This window comes from Sphingomonas tabacisoli (genome assembly GCF_042678385.1).
Lineage (GTDB): Bacteria > Pseudomonadota > Alphaproteobacteria > Sphingomonadales > Sphingomonadaceae > Sphingomonas_B > Sphingomonas_B tabacisoli.
The window spans coordinates 2364177-2384885 of the sequence record NZ_JBHUDY010000001.1 but is presented as its reverse complement, the minus strand read 5'-3'; the positions used below and the strand labels follow the sequence as shown (position 1 = coordinate 2384885).

At 66.8% G+C, this 20709-nt stretch carries 21 protein-coding genes; 15 read left to right on the top strand and 6 right to left on the bottom strand.

The genetic code is table 11. From position 1 onward, the window contains the following. Positions 1 to 9 precede the first annotated feature (9 nt). The gene (locus ACFSCW_RS12035) at positions 10 to 174 is read right to left on the bottom strand and encodes a NepR family anti-sigma factor (protein ID WP_380889494.1); all 165 of its coding nucleotides are present in this window, start codon (positions 172 to 174) and stop codon (positions 10 to 12) included. Positions 175 to 406: 232 nt separating this feature from the next. Between ACFSCW_RS12035 and ACFSCW_RS12030 the strand changes: the two genes are divergently transcribed. The 3 genes from ACFSCW_RS12030 (at position 407) to ACFSCW_RS12020 (ending at position 2165) form a co-directional block, all read left to right on the top strand. Then, positions 407 to 1207: a response regulator gene (locus ACFSCW_RS12030; RefSeq protein ID WP_380889491.1), complete on the top strand. Its 801-nt coding sequence runs from the start codon at positions 407 to 409 to the stop codon at positions 1205 to 1207. A gap of 74 nt (positions 1208 to 1281) precedes the next feature. Continuing rightward, the gene (locus tag ACFSCW_RS12025) at positions 1282 to 1419 is read left to right on the top strand and encodes a hypothetical protein (RefSeq protein ID WP_380889488.1); all 138 of its coding nucleotides are present in this window, start codon (positions 1282 to 1284) and stop codon (positions 1417 to 1419) included. A 56-nt stretch (positions 1420 to 1475) separates the two neighbouring features. Further along, positions 1476 to 2165: a sigma-70 family RNA polymerase sigma factor gene (locus tag ACFSCW_RS12020; protein ID WP_380889485.1), complete on the top strand. Its 690-nt coding sequence runs from the start codon at positions 1476 to 1478 to the stop codon at positions 2163 to 2165. Here ACFSCW_RS12020 and ACFSCW_RS12015 read toward each other — a convergent pair. Next, the gene (locus ACFSCW_RS12015) at positions 2162 to 2308 is read right to left on the bottom strand and encodes a hypothetical protein (RefSeq protein WP_380889483.1); all 147 of its coding nucleotides are present in this window, start codon (positions 2306 to 2308) and stop codon (positions 2162 to 2164) included. The genes ACFSCW_RS12020 and ACFSCW_RS12015 overlap by 4 nt on opposite strands. Before the next feature lie 107 nt (positions 2309 to 2415). Between ACFSCW_RS12015 and ACFSCW_RS12010 the strand changes: the two genes are divergently transcribed. The 10 genes from ACFSCW_RS12010 to ACFSCW_RS11965 all read left to right on the top strand — a co-directional run bounded on the left by ACFSCW_RS12010 (position 2416) and on the right by ACFSCW_RS11965 (position 14337). After that, positions 2416 to 5097, top strand: a complete 2682-nt coding sequence (locus ACFSCW_RS12010; RefSeq protein WP_380889481.1) for a bifunctional [glutamine synthetase] adenylyltransferase/[glutamine synthetase]-adenylyl-L-tyrosine phosphorylase — start codon at positions 2416 to 2418, stop codon at positions 5095 to 5097. Next, positions 5097 to 5558, top strand: coding sequence for a peroxiredoxin (locus tag ACFSCW_RS12005; RefSeq protein WP_380889479.1), 462 nt, complete (start codon positions 5097 to 5099; stop codon positions 5556 to 5558). The genes ACFSCW_RS12010 and ACFSCW_RS12005 overlap by 1 nt, the downstream gene beginning before the upstream one ends. After that, complete coding sequence (locus ACFSCW_RS12000) at positions 5558 to 6346, top strand: ferritin-like domain-containing protein (RefSeq protein ID WP_380889476.1); 789 nt, start codon at positions 5558 to 5560, stop codon at positions 6344 to 6346. The genes ACFSCW_RS12005 and ACFSCW_RS12000 overlap by 1 nt, the downstream gene beginning before the upstream one ends. 187 nt (positions 6347 to 6533) lie before the next feature. Then, the gene (locus tag ACFSCW_RS11995) at positions 6534 to 7166 is read left to right on the top strand and encodes a M23 family metallopeptidase (protein ID WP_380889474.1); all 633 of its coding nucleotides are present in this window, start codon (positions 6534 to 6536) and stop codon (positions 7164 to 7166) included. A gap of 73 nt (positions 7167 to 7239) precedes the next feature. Continuing rightward, entirely contained in the window at positions 7240 to 7569 is a 330-nt protein-coding gene (gene erpA, locus ACFSCW_RS11990; protein WP_380889472.1) for an iron-sulfur cluster insertion protein ErpA, read from the top strand. A 22-nt stretch (positions 7570 to 7591) separates the two neighbouring features. Beyond that, positions 7592 to 8365, top strand: a complete 774-nt coding sequence (gene xth, locus ACFSCW_RS11985; protein WP_380889469.1) for an exodeoxyribonuclease III — start codon at positions 7592 to 7594, stop codon at positions 8363 to 8365. Between the two features lie 60 nt (positions 8366 to 8425). Next, on the top strand, positions 8426 to 9304 hold the full coding sequence (locus tag ACFSCW_RS11980; RefSeq protein WP_380889467.1) for an N-acetylmuramoyl-L-alanine amidase family protein: 879 nt from the start codon (positions 8426 to 8428) through the stop codon (positions 9302 to 9304). A gap of 89 nt (positions 9305 to 9393) precedes the next feature. Continuing rightward, positions 9394 to 11325 (top strand): 1-deoxy-D-xylulose-5-phosphate synthase, encoded by a 1932-nt coding sequence (dxs, locus tag ACFSCW_RS11975; RefSeq protein ID WP_380889465.1) that lies wholly within the window; start codon positions 9394 to 9396, stop codon positions 11323 to 11325. Next, positions 11325 to 11747 carry a DUF2141 domain-containing protein gene (locus ACFSCW_RS11970; RefSeq protein WP_380889463.1) on the top strand — a complete coding sequence of 141 codons (423 nt, stop codon included), beginning with the start codon at positions 11325 to 11327 and terminating at the stop codon, positions 11745 to 11747. Before dxs ends, ACFSCW_RS11970 begins: the two co-directional genes overlap by 1 nt. A 4-nt stretch (positions 11748 to 11751) precedes the next feature. Further along, complete coding sequence (locus ACFSCW_RS11965; RefSeq protein WP_380889460.1) at positions 11752 to 14337, top strand: MMPL family transporter; 2586 nt, start codon at positions 11752 to 11754, stop codon at positions 14335 to 14337. On the opposite strand, the gene ACFSCW_RS11960 is transcribed toward ACFSCW_RS11965, so the two are convergent. Together ACFSCW_RS11960 and ACFSCW_RS11955 are read right to left on the bottom strand one after the other, a co-directional pair. Then, positions 14303 to 15133, bottom strand: coding sequence for an MlaA family lipoprotein (locus ACFSCW_RS11960; protein WP_380889459.1), 831 nt, complete (start codon positions 15131 to 15133; stop codon positions 14303 to 14305). The genes ACFSCW_RS11965 and ACFSCW_RS11960 overlap by 35 nt on opposite strands. Then, positions 15130 to 15735: an ABC transporter substrate-binding protein gene (locus tag ACFSCW_RS11955; RefSeq protein ID WP_380889456.1), complete on the bottom strand. Its 606-nt coding sequence runs from the start codon at positions 15733 to 15735 to the stop codon at positions 15130 to 15132. Before ACFSCW_RS11955 ends, ACFSCW_RS11960 begins: the two co-directional genes overlap by 4 nt. A gap of 159 nt (positions 15736 to 15894) precedes the next feature. Between ACFSCW_RS11955 and ispH the strand changes: the two genes are divergently transcribed. Beyond that, positions 15895 to 16890 (top strand): 4-hydroxy-3-methylbut-2-enyl diphosphate reductase, encoded by a 996-nt coding sequence (gene ispH / locus ACFSCW_RS11950; protein ID WP_380889454.1) that lies wholly within the window; start codon positions 15895 to 15897, stop codon positions 16888 to 16890. A gap of 8 nt (positions 16891 to 16898) precedes the next feature. Continuing rightward, entirely contained in the window at positions 16899 to 18044 is a 1146-nt protein-coding gene (gene hpnH, locus ACFSCW_RS11945; protein WP_380889452.1) for an adenosyl-hopene transferase HpnH, read from the top strand. Here the strand turns inward: hpnH and ACFSCW_RS11940 are convergent. Then, positions 17967 to 18767, bottom strand: coding sequence for a phosphorylase family protein (locus ACFSCW_RS11940; RefSeq protein ID WP_380889450.1), 801 nt, complete (start codon positions 18765 to 18767; stop codon positions 17967 to 17969). The two genes, hpnH and ACFSCW_RS11940, sit on opposite strands and share 78 nt — an antisense overlap. After that, entirely contained in the window at positions 18764 to 20704 is a 1941-nt protein-coding gene (gene shc, locus ACFSCW_RS11935) for a squalene--hopene cyclase (RefSeq protein WP_380889448.1), read from the bottom strand. The genes ACFSCW_RS11940 and shc overlap by 4 nt, the downstream gene beginning before the upstream one ends. Positions 20705 to 20709 lie beyond the last annotated feature (5 nt).

The following is a 20709-nucleotide window of genomic DNA, read 5'->3' as shown; positions in this document are numbered from 1 at the left end:
ACGATCTAACTATTTGAGCTTGCCGAGGAGGTCCAGCATCTCTGGCGGAATCGCTTCGTCGATGGCCTCGTCATAGACGGAGCGCAGCGCCTGGCCGACATTGCTGTCCGGTGCGCCGGCCTCTCCAGGCTTCGAAGCTTTCCGTTCAACTTTGCGCTTGGCGTTCGAAACCAACATACCCCCCAACAACCGGCCAAGCCGACATGCCCAAGGACCAATAAAAATGGACCGCGCGGGCGCTAATAGCCGCCCGAGCGCCGGACGTGAAACAAAATAGCATTTCGTTTGTTCCACCCATGCGCCAGATTTTTTTATCCCGTCCGGCGCTTGGGGGAGGGGGCTTGCCAAGCTCGCGACACCCGATCCATTGGACGGGCCATATCAGCTTGCAGGAGTCCCGCCGATCATGTCGCTTGGTCAACAACTGGCCCCCCACCTTCCTTTCCTGCGCCGCTACGCCCGCGCGCTTACCGGCAGCCAGCAGCACGGCGATTCCTATGTGAAGGCCGCGCTGGAAGCGATCGTGCAGGCGCCGGACCAATTCCCGCGGGACGTCGATCCGCGGTTGGGGCTCTATAAGACGTTCCAGGCGATCTGGAGCTCGGTCAACGTCGCCAATGACGATGAGCCGACGAGCGTCCAAGGCACGGACAATGAAGCGATCGCCCGCGCGCGGCTGTCGCGCATCACGCCGCTGCCGCGCCAGGCGCTGCTGCTGACCGCAATGGAAGGCTTCACGCCGGAAGACACCGGCTATCTGATTGAGGCCGAGGCCGACGAAGTCGACCGGCTGGTGTCGGAAGCGCTCGCGGAGATCGAGGAGCAGACCCGCGCGGAAGTGCTGATCATCGAGGACGAGCCGATCATCGCGATGGATCTGGAAACGATCGTCCGCGATCTGGGCCATGACGTGACGGGTGTCGCGGTGACGCGCGACGAGGCCGTATCGCAAGCCAAGGCGCGCCGTCCGGGGCTGGTGCTGGCCGACATTCAATTGGCCGACGACAGCTCGGGCATCGACGCGGTGAAGGACATTCTGGCCGAATTCTCGGTGCCGGTGATCTTCATCACCGCGTTCCCGGAGCGTCTGCTGACCGGCGAACGGCCCGAGCCGACCTTCCTGATCACCAAGCCGTTCCAACGCTCCACGGTGAAGGCGGCAATCGCGCAAGCGCTGTTTTTCGATCGCGCGACCGTTCCGGCCTGACCTGAATCAGGTGCCGGAACTTGCTACGAGTCGCGGCGTTATGTTGGCCGTGACCGTAGCAGGGGCGAAATGAAATGGCCGACGACGAAATCCACCGGACAGCGACGGAGGCCCGGGCCGCGTCGAAGCCGGGCGTCGTCCGCTATATTCTTTCCGCTGCTCTGGTCCTGGTCGTATTGGGGTTCATTCTCGCTTATTTCGTTGGGCGGTGACCAGCGATCGACACATCCCGCCTGAACGATAAGTCCCAAATTCTCGCAAGGTACTAATGGCCGAAGCCACTGCCCGCCGTGTCGATCATGAAGAAGAACCGAACGCCGTGCCCCACGCGGCGCTGTCGGATGAGGAATTCCGCGAGCAATTGGGGCTCGTGATTCCGCATCTTCGCGCGTTCGGCCGTTCCTTGTCCGGCAACCGCGACACCGCCGACGATCTCGTCCAGGAAACGCTGCTGAAGGCGTGGGCGGCGCGCAAGCGCTTCCAGGCCGGCACCAACATGCGCGCCTGGACCTTCATCATTCTGCGCAACCTGTATCTCTCCCAGATGCGCCGCGCGCGCTTCAAGGGCGAGTGGGACGACCTGACCGCCGACCGGCTGCTCGCCGCGCCGGCCAGCCAGGACCGCCATGTCGAACTCGCCGACATGCAGCGCGCGCTCATGCACTTGCCGCAGCCGCAGCGCGAGGCACTGATTCTGGTGGGCGCCGGCGGCTTCGCTTATGAAGAAGCGGCAGAGATTTGCGGCGTCGCGGTCGGCACGATCAAGAGCCGCGTTGCGCGCGGGCGCGTCGCGCTCGAAGCTTTGCTGACCGAAGGTTCGCTCCCCTCACGCCGCGACAGCCCGGGCAATGGCGGCCGCGGCGCGCTCGAGACGATCATGGGTCAGGTCGACGATCTGAGCCGCGACGTCGAAATCCTGGCTGGCGAACAGCCTGACCAGGAAGACGACGACAGCTAAAGGCTGATCGCTTCGAGCTTGTCGAGGGCGGCGCGCATTTCCGCGGGCAGCTCGAAGCCGTCGCGAAAAGCCACCTGCAACGCGCGGCCGACGCCTTCCGTGCGCGAAGGCGTCGAGACGGCGATGAACCGGCTCTCAGTCATGGAACGCTCGTTGTATCGGCGGTTGAACATAACGATCCCAACGCCTTGATCTGTGTGAAGTTGCGAGCGTGTTGCTCGCGGAACGAACCGCGGCCAAAGACTGTGGCGTGAACGCGACAGCCGCTGACCTCTCTGAAGCACTCGAACGCGCAGCCGCGCATGCGCCGTTTCTGCGCGCGCAGATCGAACGACACCGCGATCTTGTCCGTCTTCTGACCGCCGGCGATTTGGCCGGCGCGCTGGCGGCGTGCGCCTTAGCTGACGGCCCTGTCTCGCGCCAGTTGCGGCTGGAGCGGGCGCGGACGGCTTTGGTGCTGGCGGTCGGCGATCTGGCGGGTGCGCTGTCATTGGAGCAGGTCGTCGAGGCGCTGAGCGATCTGGCCGATCGCAGCCTCGACCGGGCGATCGCAGCGGCGATCGAGGAGCGAGTGCCGGGCGAGGAGCCGCGCGGCTTCGGCGTGATTGCGCTCGGCAAGCATGGCGGGCGCGAGCTCAATTATTCGTCGGATATCGATCCGATCTTCCTCTTCGACCCCGACACGTTGCCTCACCGTGGGCGGGAGGAAGCGAGCGAAGCTGCCGTGCGGATCGGGCGGCGTGTGATCGAGCTGTTGCAGACGCGCGACGCCGATGGCTACGCGTTCCGGATCGACTTGCGGCTGCGGCCCTCGCCAGAAGTGACGCCGATCGCGCTGCCGGTCGAGGCGCTGATCTCTTATTATGAATCGAGCGCGGTGGACTGGGAGCGAGCGGCATTCGTGCGCGCACGCGCCGCCGCCGGGGACCTCCCTCTGGCGCAAGGCTTTCTCGACGCGATCCGCCCGTTCGTGTGGCGGCGATCGCTGGATTTCGGCGCGGTCAAGGAAATGCGGGCGATGTCGCACCGCATCCGCGCACAGCACGGGCGCGAGGCGTTCGGGCCGGGCTTTGACCTGAAGCGCGGGCGCGGCGGCATTCGCGAAGTCGAGTTCTTCGCGCAGATCCACCAGCTCATTCACGGCGGCCGGGAGCGGTCGCTGCGCTCGCCGACTACCATTCCGGCGCTACAATCTCTAACCGAGGCGGGGATCATCTCCGCAGCGGATGCCGGGCAGCTCACAGATTCCTATCGGCTGTTCCGCACGGTCGAGCACCGGCTGCAGATGGTCGACGACCGGCAGACGCACGAACTGCCGCGCGATCCGGCGGCGCTGGACAATGTGGCGCGGCTGCATGGGCTGGATCGTGGGGCGGACCTGCTCGACCTGCTGCGGCCTCACGTCGAGACCGTCGGGCGTATCTACGATGCGCTGGAGGATGAGGATGTCCGCGGCCTACCGGTCGGGGAAGCGTTGAAGCCGGCGCTCGCCGAAGCCGGGTTCGATCCGCCGGACGCGGCGCGTGCCGTCATCGAACGCTGGCGCGGCGGGGGCGTCCGGGCGACGCAGAGCCCCGCTGCCCGCGAGGCGCTGGAAGAAGTGTTGCCGAGCCTGGTGGCGGCACTGGGCCAGGCTCCGGACCCGGACGCTGCGCTGCACCGGCTCGACGACATCGTCGGCGGCGTGCCGAGCGCGATCAATTTCTTCCGCCTGCTCGCTGCGCGGCCACCGCTCGCCAAGACGCTGGGCGATATCCTGACGCATGCGCCGACTTTGGCGGCGCTGCTCGGCCGCCGCCCGCAATTGCTCGACGGACTGATCGACGCGACGGCCTTCGATCCGGCGCCGCCGGTTGCCGAACTGGCGCGGAGCTTCGCGACGGCGGAGGGCGGAGATTACGAACGGCTGCTCGATCATGTCCGACGCTCGGTGGGCGAGAAACGCTTCGCGCTGGGCGTGCAGTTGATCGAAGGGACGAGCGATCCGCTGGACGTCGCGGCGGGCTACAGCCGGGTCGCGGAAGCGGCGCTGCAGGTCCTTGCCGCCGCAACGATCGAGGATCACGCCCGCCAGCATGGGCATGTGCCGGGCAGCGAGCTGGTGATCCTGGCGCTGGGCCGGCTCGGTGGGGAGGCGCTGACCCACGCGTCCGATCTCGACCTCGTCTATCTTTTTACCGGCGACATTCACGCCGTTTCCGACGGGGCCAAGCCGCTGGAGGCGACGCGCTACTATAATCGGCTCGCGCAGCGGGTGACGGCGGCGCTGTCGGTGCCGACCGCGGCCGGCGCGCTGTATGAAGTCGATACGCGGCTGCGGCCGTCGGGCCGGCAGGGGCTGCTCGCGGTCACCGTCGACTCCTTCGCCGAGTATCAGCGCGCGGACGCCTGGACCTGGGAGCATATGGCGCTGACGCGGGCGCGGCCGGTGTTCGGCTCGGAGCCTGCGCAGGCCCGGGTGAGAGCCGTGGTTGAAGAAGTGCTGCGCCGGCCGCGCGATCCGCGCAAATTGCTTGCCGACGTGGTTTCGATGCGGGCCGAGATGGCGAAGCACAAGCCGCCCGCCGGTCCGCTCGACGCCAAGCTGATCGCGGGCGGGCTGGTCGATCTGGAATTCTCCGTCCACGCGGCGCAACTGGAGCATAGCGCGGGGCTCAACCCTCGGCTTGATGCTGCGATCGACGAGTTGATCGCAGCGGCGCTGCTGCCGGCCTCGCTCGCTTCGGCCTATCCGGTGCTGGCGCGGCTGCTCGTGACGCTTCGGCTCGTCGCTCCGGACGCGCAGGAGCCGCCGGCGCCGACGCGGGTGCTGGTCGCGCGCGCCTGTGGGTTCGACGACTGGGATGCGCTGCTTGAAGGCTATGCCGCGGCGCGGCAGAGCGTGGCCACACATTGGGCGCGGATCGTCGCGCGCAGCGAAGGAGGCGAGTGATGGTGGATGTGGGGGATGCGGCGCCGGACGTGACGTTCGAAGGCCCGGACGGCCAGCCGACGACGCTCGCCAAGTGGCGGGGCAGGCCGCTGGTGCTCTACTTCTATCCGAAGGACGATACCTCCGGCTGCACGAAGGAAGCGCAGGATTTCACCGCACTGGCAGGCGAGTTCGAAAAGGCCGGCGTGGCACTGCTCGGCGTGTCCAAGGATCCGGCCAAGGCGCACCAGAAGTTCACCGACAAATACGGTCTGAAGGTTCCGCTCGGCACCGATGCCGACGGCGCATTGCTGGAGGCGTTCGGCGCGTGGGTCGAGAAGAGCATGTACGGCCGCAAATATATGGGCATCGAACGCTCGACCTTCCTGATCGGCAAGGACGGCAAGATCGCCAAGGTGTGGCGCAAGGTGAAAGTGCCCGGCCACGCGCAGGCAGTGCTGGAGGCGGCAAAGGCGCTCTGATGGATGTCTCCGAGGCGGCGCGCCGAGTTCTCACTGCCGCCGACCCCTACGCCAAAGTCCGCGCGGCGCGTGCTGCTGCGCGGGCGTGGCGGCTTGGGCGCGTGGATCACGCGTTCGGCGCCGCCATGCCGGATCGGCCGGCGCGGCCCGAACAGCCCGAGCTGCTGGCGCCGAAGGACATGCCGAAGCGCCGGCGCATGGGGTCGGACGCGTCGCGTGTCGCGATGATCCACGCGCTCGCGCATATCGAGTTCGCTGCGATCGACTTGGCTTTCGATCTGATCGGCCGCTTTGGCGTGCATTTCCCGCGCGGTTTCGTCGATGACTGGATGCGGGTCGGCGCCGACGAAGCGATGCACTTCGCCCTGCTCGACCGGCGCTTGCGGGCGCTCGGCAGCTTCTATGGCGCGCTCCCCGCGCATGACGGGCTGTGGCAGGCGGCCGAGGATACGGCGCAGGACGCGCTCGCCCGGCTGGCCGTGGTGCCGATGGTGCTGGAGGCGCGAGGCCTCGACACCACGCCGGCAACAATCGAGCGATTCCAGTCGGTTGGCGATGTGCCGACCGCACGCATCCTGACCCGAATTCTTGCCGACGAGGAAGTGCACGTCCGCGCCGGCACGATCTGGTTCCGGCATGGCTGTGAATCGGCCGGCCTGAATCCCGTTTCGGCATGGCAACAGCTCGTCGCGCGGCATTTTAAGGGGGCGCTGAAGCCTCCATTCAACGACTCGGCGCGCGCCCGGGCCGGTCTGACCCGCGATTTCTATATGGTAGGTTGTCATTAACCTGCTGATTGCAGACAAGTCCGGCAAGCCGAGCGGGGGGCATCCGCAAGGCAGAGTAACCAAGGTCCGGATCGAGCCCGATCGTCCGGACAAAGCAGGTCGCCGGGAAGGACTCGTTTTGCTTTCAGTCCACGCCAACGCGGTACGTGCCAAGCGGTTCCGCACTTTGATCAACGGAAAGGCTGCAATGCGCGCCGCTTTCGCGGTCGCTGCGGGCCTCACCTCGGTCGCCGCCTCCGCCGAAACCGGTGACGCGCAGTACAAGGCGCTCTTCCAGTCCTGGAAGAAGATGGACCAGGTCGGCCAGGCCGTCGCCGCCGATCAGGGCAGCATGTCGGTGCCGTCGCTGAAGCCGGTTGCCAACCTCAATTTCAGCAGCTTCTACGGCGTCCGCTCGGACCCCTTCCGCGGCACCGCCGCGATGCACGCCGGCGTGGACATCCCCGGCGCGATGGGCACCCCGATCTACGCGACAGCCGATGGCGTTGTCGGCCGCGCCGGCTGGGCCGGTGGTTACGGTAACCTGGTCGAGCTGGAGCATGGCCGTGGTCTCGAGACCCGCTATGGTCACCTTTCCAAGATTCTCGTCTCGGCGGGCCAGCATGTGAAGCGCGGCGACCAGATCGCCCTGATGGGCTCGACCGGCCGTTCGACCGGCAGCCACCTGCATTACGAAGTCCGCATGGACGGCCGGGCGGTCAACCCGATCCCGTATCTCGACACCGCCGAGCAGGCCGTGGCGATGAAGCAGCGCGTCAACGCGATGACGGCGCCGCTCGCACAGGGTGGCCCGGACGGCGACAGCGCCGGCACCAACTGATTTTCACCGCTATCGGAGAGGAGAGCCGCCGGCCCCGTTGCCGGCGGCTTTTCTCTTTCCTACATCGCTAGGCGTGAGCGAAGCCATTCAACTGACATCCTCCGCGGCCCAGCGCGTCGCGACGATCGCGGCGAAACAAGGCAAGCCAGCGATCCTGCGGCTGTCGGTGGAAGGCGGCGGCTGCTCGGGCTTCCAGTATCGTTTCGGACTGGCCGACGGCGTGGAGGCCGACGACACGCAGGTCGAGACTGACGGCGTAAAGCTGGTCGTCGACAGCATCAGCCTCGATCTGGTGCGCGGCGCCGCGGTCGATTTCGTCGAGAATTTGGGCGGCGCGGCGTTCAAGGTCGAGAACCCCAACGCTGCCTCCGGCTGTGGCTGCGGTTCGAGCTTCTCGATCTGATCCTGCCCGGCTAGGTGGGGGCATGCGCATCACCACCTATAATGTGAACGGCATCAAGGCGCGCCTGCCGCGGCTGATCGAATATCTCGACGAGCAGAAGCCGGACGTGGTCTGCCTGCAGGAGCTCAAATCCTCCGACGAGACGTTTCCCGAAGCCGAAGTGCGTGCCGCCGGCTATGGCGCGGTGTGGCATGGCCAGAAGGGCTTCAACGGCGTCGCGGTGCTGGCGAAAGGCGCCGATCCGGTCGAGCGGATGCGGGGGCTGCCCGGCGACCCGGACGATACGCACAGCCGTTATCTGGAAGCCGAGATCGACGGCGTGGTTGTCGCCTCGATCTATCTGCCCAATGGCAATCCACAGCCGGGCCCCAAATTCGACTATAAATTGCTCTGGATGGAGCGGCTCGCTGCGCATGCGCGCGAGCTGATGGCCGAGGAGCGGCCGGTGGTGCTGGCGGGCGATTACAACGTGATCCCGACCGATGCCGACACTTTCTCGGTGCGGGCAATGGCGAACGATGCGCTGATGCAGCCGGAAAGCCGGCAGGCCTTTCGCCGCCTGCTGTTCCAGGGCTGGACCGATGCCCTGAAGACGCGGCACCCGGTCGCGCCGATGTGGACCTTCTGGGACTATCAGGCCGGCTGCTGGCAGCGCGATGCGGGCTTTCGCATTGACCATCTGCTGCTGAGCCCGACGGCGGCCGACCGGCTGATCGATGCCGGCGTCGACAAGAGCTATCGCGGCCGCGACAAGGCCAGCGACCATGCGCCGACCTGGGCGCTGCTGCGGGATTGAGCCGCCATAGTCGCTTTCTTAACCACGATAAGGTAAATGCGCGGGAAACCGTTGCGGGGCATGGCTGAGTTGAAGGTCGGCAAAAAGGCGATCGTGCGCGGGCTGGGCGGGGCGGCACTGCTGCTGGGCCTGGCCGGGCTCGCCGTCATGACGCCGGGCCTCGCCGCGGGCGAGGGCCATTCGCTCACCATCGCGCTCGATCCACCCCGTGACGCGCCGCCGCTGCCATCCGTCGCCGGGCCCGAAGGCGCGCCGCTGGTCGTGATCGACGCCGGGCATGGCGGCCATGATCCGGGTGCGAAATCTCCCACTGGCGAGCAGGAAAAGGATCTGACGCTCGCGGTGGCGCAGTCGGTGCGCGACGCGCTGGTGAAGGACGGACGCGTTCGCGTTGCATTGACCCGGGGCGACGACCGTTTCCTCGTGCTTCGTGAACGGTATGAGATCGCCCGCGAACTCGGTGCTTCCCTGTTCCTGTCGATCCATGCCGACTCCGCCGGCGAGGACGGTGAAGCGCATGGCGCGACGCTCTATACTCTGTCGGAAGTCGCCTCGGACGCCGAGGCGGCGGCGCTCGCGCAGCGCGAGAACAAGTCCGATATCGTTCGCGGCGTGAGCATGGCGGGCCGCTCCGGCGAAGTCGCGTCGATCCTGATCGATCTGGCGCAGCGGGAATCGCTGGACAGCGCCGTCGATTTCACGCGGCTGCTGCACCGCGAGGCGCAGCCGGTGCTGCCGTTCCGCGAGGATTATCACCGCTCCGCCGCCCTGGTGGTGCTGAAGGCGCCGGACGTGCCGTCGGTGCTGTTCGAGACCGGTTACATCACCAACGAAGCCGATCGGGGCCTGCTCGCCTCCGACGAAGGGCGTGCCCGGGTGGGGACTGCCGTCGCTCGCGCGATCGAAATCCATTTCGCCAAGCGCATCGCTTCGCGCTGAACGCTCTCGTCCGCTCTTCAAGGGGTTACCCAAAGGGATTCGTGCGACTATGTTGCGCGCCAATGGGGCAGGCTACGGGAGGAGCAAGCATGAGCAGACCGGATACCCCGCTTCTCGATACGGTTCATTTTCCGGCTGACTTGCGCACGCTCGACTCGGCGCAGCTGCGGCAAGTGGCGGACGAATTGCGCGCCGAGATGATCTCGGCTGTGTCGGTGACGGGCGGGCATCTGGGCGCCGGGCTTGGCGTGGTCGAGCTTACGGTCGCGCTGCATTATGTGTTCAATACCCCCGATGACCGGCTCGTCTGGGACGTCGGCCACCAGGCCTATCCGCACAAGATCATCACCGGCCGTCGCGATCGCATCCGCACCTTGCGGCAGGGCGGGGGCCTCAGCGGCTTCACCAAGCGAAGCGAGAGCGAATATGATCCGTTCGGCGCGGCGCATTCGTCCACGTCGATTTCGGCCGCGCTTGGTTTTGCGATCGCCAACAAACTGTCGGGCAAGCCGGGCAAGGCGATCGCCGTGATCGGCGACGGCGCGATGTCCGCCGGCATGGCCTATGAGGCGATGAACAATGCCCGCGAGGCCGGTAACCGGCTGGTCGTGATCCTGAACGACAACGACATGTCGATTGCGCCACCGGTGGGTGGCCTCTCCGCCTATCTTGCGAAGCTCGTGTCCAGCAACGAATATATGGGCCTGCGCAGCTTCGCGAAGAAAGTGACCAAGAAGCTGTCGCGCCGGGTCCACGACGCGGTCGAACGCGCGGAGGAATATGCGCGGGGCTTTGCGACTGGCGGCACGCTCTTCGAGGAACTGGGCTTCTATTATGTCGGCCCGATCGACGGGCATAATCTCGAGCACCTGATCCCGGTGCTGGAGAATGTCCGCGATTCGGAGCAGGGGCCGATCCTGGTCCATGTCGTGACCAAGAAGGGCAAGGGCTATGGCCCGGCCGAGGCGTCGGCGGACAAATATCACGGCGTCCAGAAGTTCGACGTGGTCTCGGGCGAGCAGGCCAAGGCGCCGGCCGGCCCGCCGCAGTACCAGAACGTGTTCGGCGCTCAGTTGGTCAAGGAAGCCGAGCGCGATCCGACGATCTGCGCGATCACGGCGGCGATGCCTTCGGGCACGGGCCTCAGCAAATTCGCCGAGAAATTCCCCGAACGCTTTTTCGATGTGGGCATTGCCGAGCAGCATGGCGTGACCTTCGCGGCCGGCTTGGCAGCTCAAGGCATGCGACCGTTCGCGGCGATCTACTCGACCTTCCTGCAGCGCGCCTATGACCAGGTGGTGCACGACGTGTCGCTGCAGAACCTGCCGGTGCGTTTCGCGATCGACCGCGCCGGGCTGGTCGGCGCCGACGGCGCGACGCACGCCGGCAGCTTCGACATCACCTATCTCGCGACCTTGCCGAACATGGTGGTGATGGCCGCCGCCGACGAAGCCGAACTGGTTCACATGACGCACACAGCGGCGCTGCATGACAGCGGCCCGATCGCAGTCCGCTATCCGCGCGGCAACGGCGTCGGCGTCGCGCTGCCCGAAACGCCCGAGCGGCTCGAGATCGGCAGGGGCCGCATCGTCCGCCAGGGTAAGACGGTTGCGATCCTTTCGCTCGGCACGCGGCTGGAAGAGGCACTGAAGGGCGCCGACCGGCTGGAAGCGCAGGGGCTTTCGACCACCGTCGCCGACTTGCGCTTTGCCAAGCCGCTCGACGAAGCGCTGATCCGCAAGCTGCTCGCCACGCACGAGGTCGCGGTGACGATCGAGGAAGGCGCGGTCGGCGGGCTTGGCGCGCATGTGCTGACGCTCGCGAGCGACGAAGGGCTGATCGACGCCGGGCTGAAGCTGCGCACGATGCGGCTGCCCGACCGCTATCAGGACCATGACAAGCCCGAGCTGCAGTACAAGGAAGCGGGGCTGGACGCCGACGGCATCGTTGAAACGGTGCTGAAGGCGCTCCGCCATAACGCGACCGGTGTCGACGAGCGCCACCCGGCCGAGGCCGTTTGATGGCGGCAGCGGTGGCGGCGGCGCCTCCGGCCGCCGTGATGGTCGAAGTCGATAACGTCCGGAACGCGCGCGGGCGGGTGCATGTCGACCTCTGCCTGGAGGCGAAGTTCCTGTCCGACGATTGTGCCTTGTCCGGCGATGCGCCGGCGCGGCCGGGCACGACAATCGTCACGGTCCTGAATGTGCCGCCCGGGCGTTATGCGGCGCAGGTCTTTCATGACGAGAACAACAATCGCAAGGTCGATCGCGCGCTTTTCGGTATCCCCAAGGAAGGGATCGGCTTTTCGCGCGACGCGCCGATCGGGCTCGGCCCGCCCAAGTGGCGCGATGCGGTGTTCGAGCATCGGCAGGACGGGCAGGTGATCCGGCTGAAGATGCGTTACTATCTCGGGGCCAAAGGGCCCGCCACAGCGGCGCGCTAGGCTGATGCGGTCGCCGGTGCCGCTGTTGGTGGGTGCCGCCGCGCGCCGGCCGCGGCTGGTGCTGGCTCTCGCGCTGCTGCTCGCCGGACTGGCGCTCGCGTTCGCCGCGCGCAATTTCGTGATGACGACGGATACGGCGGAGCTGATTTCGCCGGACGTGCCGTGGCGGCAGCAGGAGCGGGCGATGGAAGCCGCGTTCCCGCAGCTCCGCGACTCGATGCTGATCGTTATCGATGGGCAGACGCCGGAGCTGGCGGAAAGCGCGGCGGCAAGGCTGGCGGAGCGGCTGGACGGCGACAAGGCGCATTTCCGGCTCGTGCGGCGGCCTGACGGCGGCGATTTCTTCGCGCGCGAGGGCCTGTTGTTCGCTTCGAGTGGCGATGTGCAGGCCGCGATGACGGCGCTGATCGACGCGCAGCCCCTGCTCGGGCCCCTAGCCGCCGATCCCTCGATCCGCGGCGTCGCGAGCGCGCTGTCGACAGTGATGGACGGCGTTCAGAGCGGTGCAACCGATCTGAAGCGCATCGATCCTGCCATGCTGACGCTCGATCGCACCTTGGGCGGCGTGCTGGACGGTAAGCCCGTGCCCTTTTCCTGGTACGCGTTGGTAGGCGGCAAAGGTGAATTGACGCCGCCGAAACGCCGCCTGATCCTCGCCCAGCCGATCCTCGACCACGGCGCGCTGATGCCGGGCGAGGCCGCCCGTGATGCCGTGCAGGGTGCGACGCGGGCCGAGCGGCTCGATGCGGCGCACGGCGTTGATGTGCGGCTGACCGGCGAAGTCCCGCTCGCGGACGAGGAATTCGCGACGCTTAACGAGAATATCGGTGCGGTCGGTATGCTGATGACGGCGGCGATGCTGCTGACTTTGTGGCTGGCGACGCGCTCCGTCCGGCTGGTCGCGGCGCAGGTGTTGACGATCGTCGCCGGTCTGGTCGTGACGACTGCGCTGGGCTTGGCCGCGGTCGGGCGGCTGAACCTGATCTCGGTCGCTTTCATCCCCCTGTTCGTCGGCCTCGGCGTCGATTTCGGCATTCAGATCAGCGTGCGGTTCATGGCCGAGCGGGCGGAAGGTCTGGGCGTAGCAGAGGCATTGCAAGCGGCGGCGACCGCCTTGGGCGCGCCGCTGCTGCTTGCGGCGGGCGCCGTGTTCCTGGGTTTCGGCGCGTTCCTGCCGACCGCCTATATCGGCATCGCGGAGCTGGGCGTGATTTCCGGCATCGGCATGATCGTAGCGCTGCTGTTCAGCGTCACCTTGCTGCCTGCCGCGATCATGCTGCTCGGCCCGCCGCGGCCGCGCGCGGAAGTCGGTTTTTTCGCGCTGGCGCCGGTCGACCGCTTTCTGGAACGCCGCCGCCGCGCGGTGCTTTGGACCTTTGCCGGAAGTTTGGCGCTCAGCATCGCGCTGCTTCCCTGGGTCGGCTTCGACTTCAATCCGTTGCATCTGCGCGACCCCAATGCGCCTTCGATGCGCGCGCTTGCCGACCTGACCCGCGATCCGCTGCGGACGCCGAACACCATCGACGTGCTGGCGCGCCATCCGGGAGAGGCGGCACGGCTTGCCGAAAGGCTCAGGCGGCTTCGGGAAGTGCGCGAGGTGGTGACGGCGAACAGCTTCGTCCCCCCCGATCAGCCAGCGAAGCTCGCATTGATTTCCGACGCGCAGACGGTTCTCGATCTGACGCTCAATCCGCTCGACGTCGCACCGCCGCCTACCGATGCGGAGATGGTCGCCGCGCTGCAGACGACGGCTGCGAAGCTGCGCACGAGCGCCGGACAGGACGCAGCGGCGAAGAAGCTGGCCGACACATTCGATCGCCTTGCGCGTGGCACGCCGCGGCAGCGCGCGGAGGCCAACGCGGCGCTTGCCGTGCCGCTCGCCGTCATGCTCGACGGCGTCCGCGCCTCGCTTCAGGCCGAGCCCGTTTCTCGCGATACGCTGCCGCCCGAGCTGCTACGCGACTATATCGCGCCGAACGGCCTCTCGCGTATCCAGGTTTTCCCCAGCGGCAATGCGAACGACAATCGCGTGCTGGAACGCTTCCGGGCTGCAGTGGAGAAGGTGACGCCCGCGATCTCGGGCCTTCCGGTGGCGACCCAGGCCGCGGCCTCGACCGTCGCGCATGCGTTCGTGCAGGCCGGGGTGATCGCGCTGGTGCTGGTCAGCCTGTTGCTGTTCGCGGTGCTGCGCGACGTCCGCGAGGTCGCATTCACGCTGGCGCCGGTCGTGCTCTCGATCTTCCTGACGCTAGCGAGCTGCGTCGTCATCGGCCAGCCGCTTAACTTCGCCAATATCATCGCTTTCCCGCTGCTGCTCGGCGTCGGCGTCGCTTTTCACATCTATTTCGTCATGGCGTGGCGGGCCGGGGCGCGCGACCTGCTGCAATCGAGCCTGGCGCGGGCGGTGCTGTTCAGCGCGTTCGCGACGGGCAGTGCGTTCGGCAGCCTGTGGCTCTCTGCGCATCCGGGGACGGCGAGCATGGGCAAGATCTTGATGATCTCGTTGATATGGACGTTGGTGTGCGCGCTGATCTTCGAGCCGGCGCTGCTCGGTCCTATTCCTTCGGGGGAGAAGCCGCGGGATCGGTGAGCGGGTCTTCCAACTCGGGCGAAGGTGTTGCGCCTTTTGCGGGGTCTTCCAATGGTTCGTCGAGTTCGGTGCCCGGCGTGGCCTCGACCTTCTTGCCCTTCAACTGGCGGATTTCCGCCTCGCGATCCTGGAGATAGGCGGAGCGGAGGCTGGCATAGGGATCGACTGCCTGGTCGAGCAGCGCCTTGAGCTCGTCATCGGATTCGGCGCGCTTGTCGATGCTTGAGACGACCGTACTGCCGACGATATATTCCGGGCGTTTGAACGGATTGCCGACCGCAACCGGGAGGACTACCCCGTCCGCCTGGGCGCCGACCAGGTCGCGTAAGGTCGTCGGGCCGATCACAGGCAGGAAGAGATAGGGGCCGGGCTTCACGCCGTAAAAGCCGAGCGTGTCGCCGAAGCCGTTGGGGCGGTGCGGCAGGTTGACGCCGGGCGTCTTCGCCATGTCGACCAGCCCGCCAAAGCCGAGCGTCGAGTTGATCAGGAACCGGGTCGCGGTCTCGACCGCCTTCCCCGGCTTTAACTGCAGCAGATAGTTCAGGAAGACGATCGGCTCGCCGAGATTGCTGAGCGCGTTGCGTAGCCCTGAGCGAACCGGTTTCGGCACGCCGTGCTTGTAGCCCATCGCGACGGGGCGCATCACGGTGCGGTCGAAGCCCTGGAAAGAGCGGAACATCCGCCTGTTGAACTTCTCCAGCGGATCGCCCGGCGCATGTTGGACGGTGATGGGGGCTGTCTCGGGAACCGGCGCGGTAGACTGGAGCGCCAGCGCCAGAGCGAGCGCTGCGCTCACCCGCCAGCCTCAGCCGCAAGCTGGTTCAGACGCGCCACCAGCGCCTTCGCGCCGCCGGTCTGCAGCGTGTGCGCGAAATCGGAGCGGCGCGTCGCGATCTGGCTGACCGCATTCTTGTAGAAGACGTCGACGATGCGCCAGTTGCCGCCGCTCTGGCGCAGGCGATAGGCGATCGCGACCGGCGCTTCACTCTTGCTGACAAGCGTGGTGCGGACCAGTCTGTCGGTGCCGCGCGCCTCGACTTGCGGCGCGATGGTGAAGCTTTGCCCGGAGAATTCGTCGAAATTCTTGGCGTATTGCGCGATCGTCATGCGGCGAAAGGCAGTGGTCACGGCCTGCTGGTCGGCTGGCGCAAGGCCGGTCCAGCTCGGACCGACCGAAAGCCGCGCCATCAGCGGCAGATCGAAGCTGCGGTCGACCACCGGGCCGATCACCGCCGCACGTCCACGCGCGCCGGCGCGTTTGCCGGCCTTCATCGTGGCGATCAGGCCGTCGCAAAGGTTCTGCACGGTCGCGCGCGCCGGATCGCCGGCCTGGGCCATCAGGGCCTGAGCTGGAAGCGCCAACGCCAGGGCGGCGGGAACGAACGCTAATGACCGCATGTAACCTCGCTTGCTGAAAGCGTCGCGGACCATAGGGACATGAGGTTGACGGGTCCACACGTCGTCACAGTGCAACAATGTCCTTTTTCCGCCGCATATCCGCGGCTAGAAGCGGGGCAGTAGCGTCGCGTTCCGGCAAGTGCGAGGGGGCGAGGTCAAGTGCAGAAGCTTTCGAATCCGGTTCCGGACGAGCCGACGCTCGAGGTGATTCTCGCCAAGCCGCGCGGCTTTTGCGCCGGCGTGGTCCGCGCGATCGAGATCGTCGAACGCGCGCTCGAACAGAATGACGGCGATCCCGTCTATGTCCGGCACGAAATCGTCCATAACCGGCACGTCGTGAACAGCCTGCGCGACAAGGGCGCGGTGTTCGTCGACGAGCTGTCCGAAGTGCCGCCTGGCGCGCTCACCGTGTTCAGTGCGCATGGCGTCGCGAAGAGCGTGCAGGCGGAAGCGCGCGAGCGGGGCTTGCCGGTGCTGGACGCGACCTGTCCGCTCGTCACCAAGGTCCATTCCCAGGGCCGGCGCTATGCCAAGGCGGGGCGCGCGGTCATCCTGATCGGCCATGAAGGTCATGTCGAAGTGATCGGCACCGTCGGCCAGATCGACGCGCCGGTGCACATCGTCTCGACCGCCGAGGGCGTGGCGGCGCTGCCGATCGCGGAGGATGCGCCCGTTGCCTATGTCACGCAGACGACGCTCAGCGTCGACGACACGCGCGATGTGATCGCCGCCATTCATCAGCGTTTCACCGATGTGGTGGGACCCGACGTCGCCGACATCTGCTACGCGACGCAGAACCGCCAGACCGCGGTGCGCGACCTGTGCCGGGTCAGCGACATGCTGATCGTCGTAGGGGCCAAGAACAGTTCCAACTCCAGCCGCCTGCGCGAGATCGGAACGGAGCTGGGCATCCCCAGCTACCAGATCGACGACGGCGACGGCGTCGAGCAAAGCTGGTTCGAAGGCGTCGCGCGCGTCGGCCTGACTGCCGGCGCATCGGCGCCCGATCTGCTGGTGCAAAGCGTGATCGACGCCGTCGCGCGCTTTCGCACCGTTCGCGTGTCGCAGCTCGACGGCATCGACGAGCATGTCGCTTTCAGCTTGCCCGGCAAGCTGCGGGGGCCGATAGCGCCCACGGCCGCCGCCGCCGAATAGGATTGCCCATGTCGCTGCCGCTTGCCGTCACTGCCCGTATCGCCGCCTATACTATCCGCCAGCATCTGAAGGGCGGGCGCTATCCGCTGGTGCTGATGCTGGAGCCGCTGCTGCGCTGCAATCTCGCCTGCCCGGGCTGCGGCAAGATCGACTATCCCGATCCGATCCTGAACCAGCGGCTGAGCTATCAGCAGTGCATGGACGCGATCGACGAATGCGGCGCGCCGGCGGTGTCGATCGCGGGCGGCGAGCCGCTGCTGCACCGGGAAATGCCGGAGATCGTGCGCGGTTATATCGCTAAAAAGAAATTCGTGATCCTCTGCACCAACGCGCTGCTTCTGAAGAAGAAAATCGACGACTATGCGCCGTCGCCCTATTTCACCTGGTCGATCCACCTGGATGGCGACAAGGGCATGCACGACCATGCCGTCGATCTGGCCGGGACCTATGAAGTCGCGGTCGAGGCTATCGTGCTGGCCAAGGCGCGGGGCTTCCGCGTGCAAGTCAATTGCACCGTGTTCGACGGCGCGGACCCCGAGCGGCTGGCGGGCTTTTTCGACGAAATGAAGAGGCTGGGCGTCGAGATCACGATCTCGCCGGGCTATGCCTATGAGCGCGCCGCGGACCAGGAGCATTTCTTCAACCGCCAGCGCACTCGCGCCTTCTTCCGCGACGTGTTCCGGCGCGGCGATGGCGGCAAGGCGTGGGATTTCACCAACTCACCTTTGTTCCTCGACTTTCTGGCCGGCAACCAGACCTATGAATGCACGCCCTGGTCCATGCCGCTGCGCACCGTCTTCGGCTGGCAGAAGCCGTGCTACCTGCTCGGCGAAGGCTATGCCGACACGTTCGACGAGCTGATGCAGGGCACGGACTGGGACCGCTATGGCGTCGGCAAGTATGAGAAATGCGCCGACTGCATGGTGCATTGCGGCTTCGAGGGCACCGCGGCCACCGATGCGATCCGGCATCCGCTGAAGATGTTCAGCGTCGGCCGCAAGGGCGTCCGCACCGAGGGACCCATGGCGCCCGACATCGACCTCAGCAACCAGCGCCCGGCCGAGGACGTCTATTCGTCACATGTCGAGCGGGAGCTCGCGAAGATCAAAGCCGCCAACCCCGCCGCCGCAAAGCACGTCGTAAACGCGGCGTAGCGCACGGAACGCAACGTCCGCGTGGCGGGCGGTGCGGATGAGCGTGGGCAGTTGGGACGGCTGGCCGAGCAGCGACACGAGCACTTTGCCGATTGCGACGCCGCCGTCGGGCCGCATGCCGACTAGGGCGGCGGGCGGCAGGGTCTCGTCGGCGCTGTCGGAAATGACGCGGAGGATGCCGAAAGGCACGCCGTGCTTCCGGGCGACGCGTTCCGCGACGTGGCTTTCCATGTCGACGGCCAGCGCGCCGGTTTCTCGGAACAACGCCTGCTTCTCGGCGACGGTGCTGGCGATGCGATCGATGCCGATCACTTTTCCGACCTTCGCTTCGGGCAGCGCTGCCTGAAGCTTCGCCACGACACCCGGATCGCCGCCGATCACGACGTCGCCGGGCTTGAGCGACGAATCGAGAGCGCCGGCGACCCCGCTCGACAGGATCAGCGTGGGGAATGGCCGAGTGTTGTCGTCCAGGATGTGTTCCGATTGGTTCGAACCAATCTCGTCCATGCCGAGCGAAGTCGAGGCACACACTGCTGCTCGGTCCAGCTCAAAGTCGGTGCGTCCCTCGACTTCGCTCGGGATTGACGATTGAGTGAGCCTGGTCAGGGCAAACTCAAGCGCGCGTTCAAGCCGGGCTGCGTCTCCGCCCCCGATGACGGGAATGACGCCAGCGCGGCCCATGATCGCCGCCTCGCGCTTCAGCCCGCACGCGACGAGGATCACATGCCCCAGCCGACTTGCGCCGAGTTCGATCGCTTGAGGTTGCGGTAGCGCGCCACGGCCCAGAGCGGGAAATACTTCGGGTAGCCGTGGTAGCGTAGGTAAAAGACGCGCGGGAAACCGCCGCCGGTATAATGCTCCTGCCCCCAAAGCCCGTCCGACTGCTGGTTGGCGAGCAGCCAGGCGATGCCGCGCTCGACCGCAGAATCATCGACACGGCCGGCCGCCATCAGCGCGAGCAGCGCCCAGCCGGTCTGCGAGGCGATCGACGGCGCGGGCGTGTAGCCGGAATAATCGAGGCGGTAGCTATCGCAATCCTCGCCCCAGCCGCCATCCGTGTTCTGGATCGCGATCAACCAATCGGCGGCGCGCGAGATCATCGGGTCGTCGGGGGGCAGGCCGGCGGCGTTCAACGCGCACAGCACCGACCAGGTGCCGTAGATATAGTTCACGCCCCAGCGGCCGAACCAGCTTCCGTCCGGCATCTGCTCGGCGCGGAGGAAGCCAATCGCGGCTTCGATTTGTGTTGGGTCGGCATCGCCGAGTTGCGCCAGCATCGACAGGCAGCGGGCAGTGACGTCGCTGGTCGGCGGATCGAGCAGCGCCCCGTGATCGGCGAAGGGAATGTTGTTCAGGTAATGATAGTTGTTGTCGGCGTCGAACGCGCCCCAGCCGCCATCCTTTGACTGCAGGCCGACGGTCCATTCGCGGCCGCGCGCGATCGCTTGCCGGTAGCCGTGGCCGGCGCGGTCCATCGCCATCACCACAACGGCGGTGTCGTCGAGATCGGGGTAATGAGGGTTGGCGTATTGGAAGGCCCAGCCGCCGGGGCGGACGCCGGGGCGTTCCGCCGCCCAGTCGCCGGCGACGTCGAGCACCTGCAGCGGCTTCAGCCAGTCGAGCGCAGCGCGGGCGCGGGTTTCGTTCGTCTCGCCGGCAGCCTCCAGCATCGCGTGGGCGGCAAGGGCGGTGTCCCAGACCGGCGAGACGCAGGGTTGGCAATAGGCTTCGTCCTCGCCGATCACGAGCAGCTTTTCGAGGCTAGCGCGGGCGGTGGCTCGATGCGGGTGGTCCTCGGGATAGCCGAGGCAATCGAACATCATCACGCTGTTCGCCATCGCCGGGTAGATCGCGCCGAGCCCGTCTTCGCCGTTCAGCCGCTCGACGGTGAAATCGACGCAGGTGCGGATCGCCTTGTCGCGCGAGGCCTGCGGCCAGAGCGGTTCGGCGGCCTTCAGCGCGCGGTCGAGGCCGTTGAAGAAGAGCTGCCAGCCGCGCTTTGCGCCGGCCGCCTGGCTTTTGAGCGGGGCGCGGCGGGCGGTGTAGAGCTCTTCGACAGTGACGCCCTTGGGATTGCGGGCGTGAGGGCGTTTGGCGCCGATGACGAGGAGCGGCACGATGACGGTGCGTGCCCAATAGGACATCTTCGACAGATGGATCGGGAACCAGCGCGGCAGCAGGATCAGCTCGACGGGCATGGTCGGGATGGCATCCCAGGAGGCCTGGCCGAACAAGGCGAGCTGGATGCGGGTGAAGACGTTGACCGCCGCCGCGCCGCCCGCCGCGTGGATAGCGGCGCGGGCGCGAACCATGTGCGGGGCGTCGGGATCGTCGCCGATCATCTTCAGCGCGAAATAGGCCTTCACGCTCGCCGAGATGTCGAAGGCGCCGGCGTGGAACAGCGGCCAGCCGCCATGATCGGCCTGGATGCGGCGTAGATAGCGGCCGATCTTCGCTTCCAGCGCCGCATCGACCGGCTCGCCGAGATAGTGGCGGAGCAGGACATATTCGGCGGGGATGGTGGCGTCCGCCTCCAGCTCGAACACCCAATGACCGTCGGGTTTCTGCGCGGCGGCGAGAGCTTCGGCAGCGCGCTCGACCGCCGCGTCGACCGCGCCGAGCGAAAGGCCGGGATCGAGAAGCGCGGCGGTGCTCAGCATCTTGT

Excerpts from the sequence above, each read along its gene's own strand:
- dxs (WP_380889465.1), top strand. The coding sequence starts at position 9,394 with ATGAGCAGACCGGATACCCCGCTTCTCGATACGGTTCATTTTCCGGCT.
- ACFSCW_RS11955 (WP_380889456.1), bottom strand. The coding sequence starts at position 15,735 with ATGCGGTCATTAGCGTTCGTTCCCGCCGCCCTGGCGTTGGCGCTTCCA.
- ACFSCW_RS11995 (WP_380889474.1), top strand. The coding sequence starts at position 6,534 with ATGCGCGCCGCTTTCGCGGTCGCTGCGGGCCTCACCTCGGTCGCCGCC.
- ACFSCW_RS11965 (WP_380889460.1), top strand. The coding sequence starts at position 11,752 with ATGCGGTCGCCGGTGCCGCTGTTGGTGGGTGCCGCCGCGCGCCGGCCG.
- ACFSCW_RS11970 (WP_380889463.1), top strand. The coding sequence starts at position 11,325 with ATGGCGGCAGCGGTGGCGGCGGCGCCTCCGGCCGCCGTGATGGTCGAA.
- hpnH (WP_380889452.1), top strand. The coding sequence starts at position 16,899 with ATGTCGCTGCCGCTTGCCGTCACTGCCCGTATCGCCGCCTATACTATC.
- ACFSCW_RS12005 (WP_380889479.1), top strand. The coding sequence starts at position 5,097 with ATGGTGGATGTGGGGGATGCGGCGCCGGACGTGACGTTCGAAGGCCCG.
- ACFSCW_RS12030 (WP_380889491.1), top strand. The coding sequence starts at position 407 with ATGTCGCTTGGTCAACAACTGGCCCCCCACCTTCCTTTCCTGCGCCGC.
- shc (WP_380889448.1), bottom strand. The coding sequence starts at position 20,704 with ATGCTGAGCACCGCCGCGCTTCTCGATCCCGGCCTTTCGCTCGGCGCG.
- ACFSCW_RS11980 (WP_380889467.1), top strand. The coding sequence starts at position 8,426 with ATGGCTGAGTTGAAGGTCGGCAAAAAGGCGATCGTGCGCGGGCTGGGC.
- ACFSCW_RS12025 (WP_380889488.1), top strand. The coding sequence starts at position 1,282 with ATGGCCGACGACGAAATCCACCGGACAGCGACGGAGGCCCGGGCCGCG.
- ACFSCW_RS12015 (WP_380889483.1), bottom strand. The coding sequence starts at position 2,308 with ATGACTGAGAGCCGGTTCATCGCCGTCTCGACGCCTTCGCGCACGGAA.
- xth (WP_380889469.1), top strand. The coding sequence starts at position 7,592 with ATGCGCATCACCACCTATAATGTGAACGGCATCAAGGCGCGCCTGCCG.
- ACFSCW_RS12000 (WP_380889476.1), top strand. The coding sequence starts at position 5,558 with ATGGATGTCTCCGAGGCGGCGCGCCGAGTTCTCACTGCCGCCGACCCC.
- ACFSCW_RS12020 (WP_380889485.1), top strand. The coding sequence starts at position 1,476 with ATGGCCGAAGCCACTGCCCGCCGTGTCGATCATGAAGAAGAACCGAAC.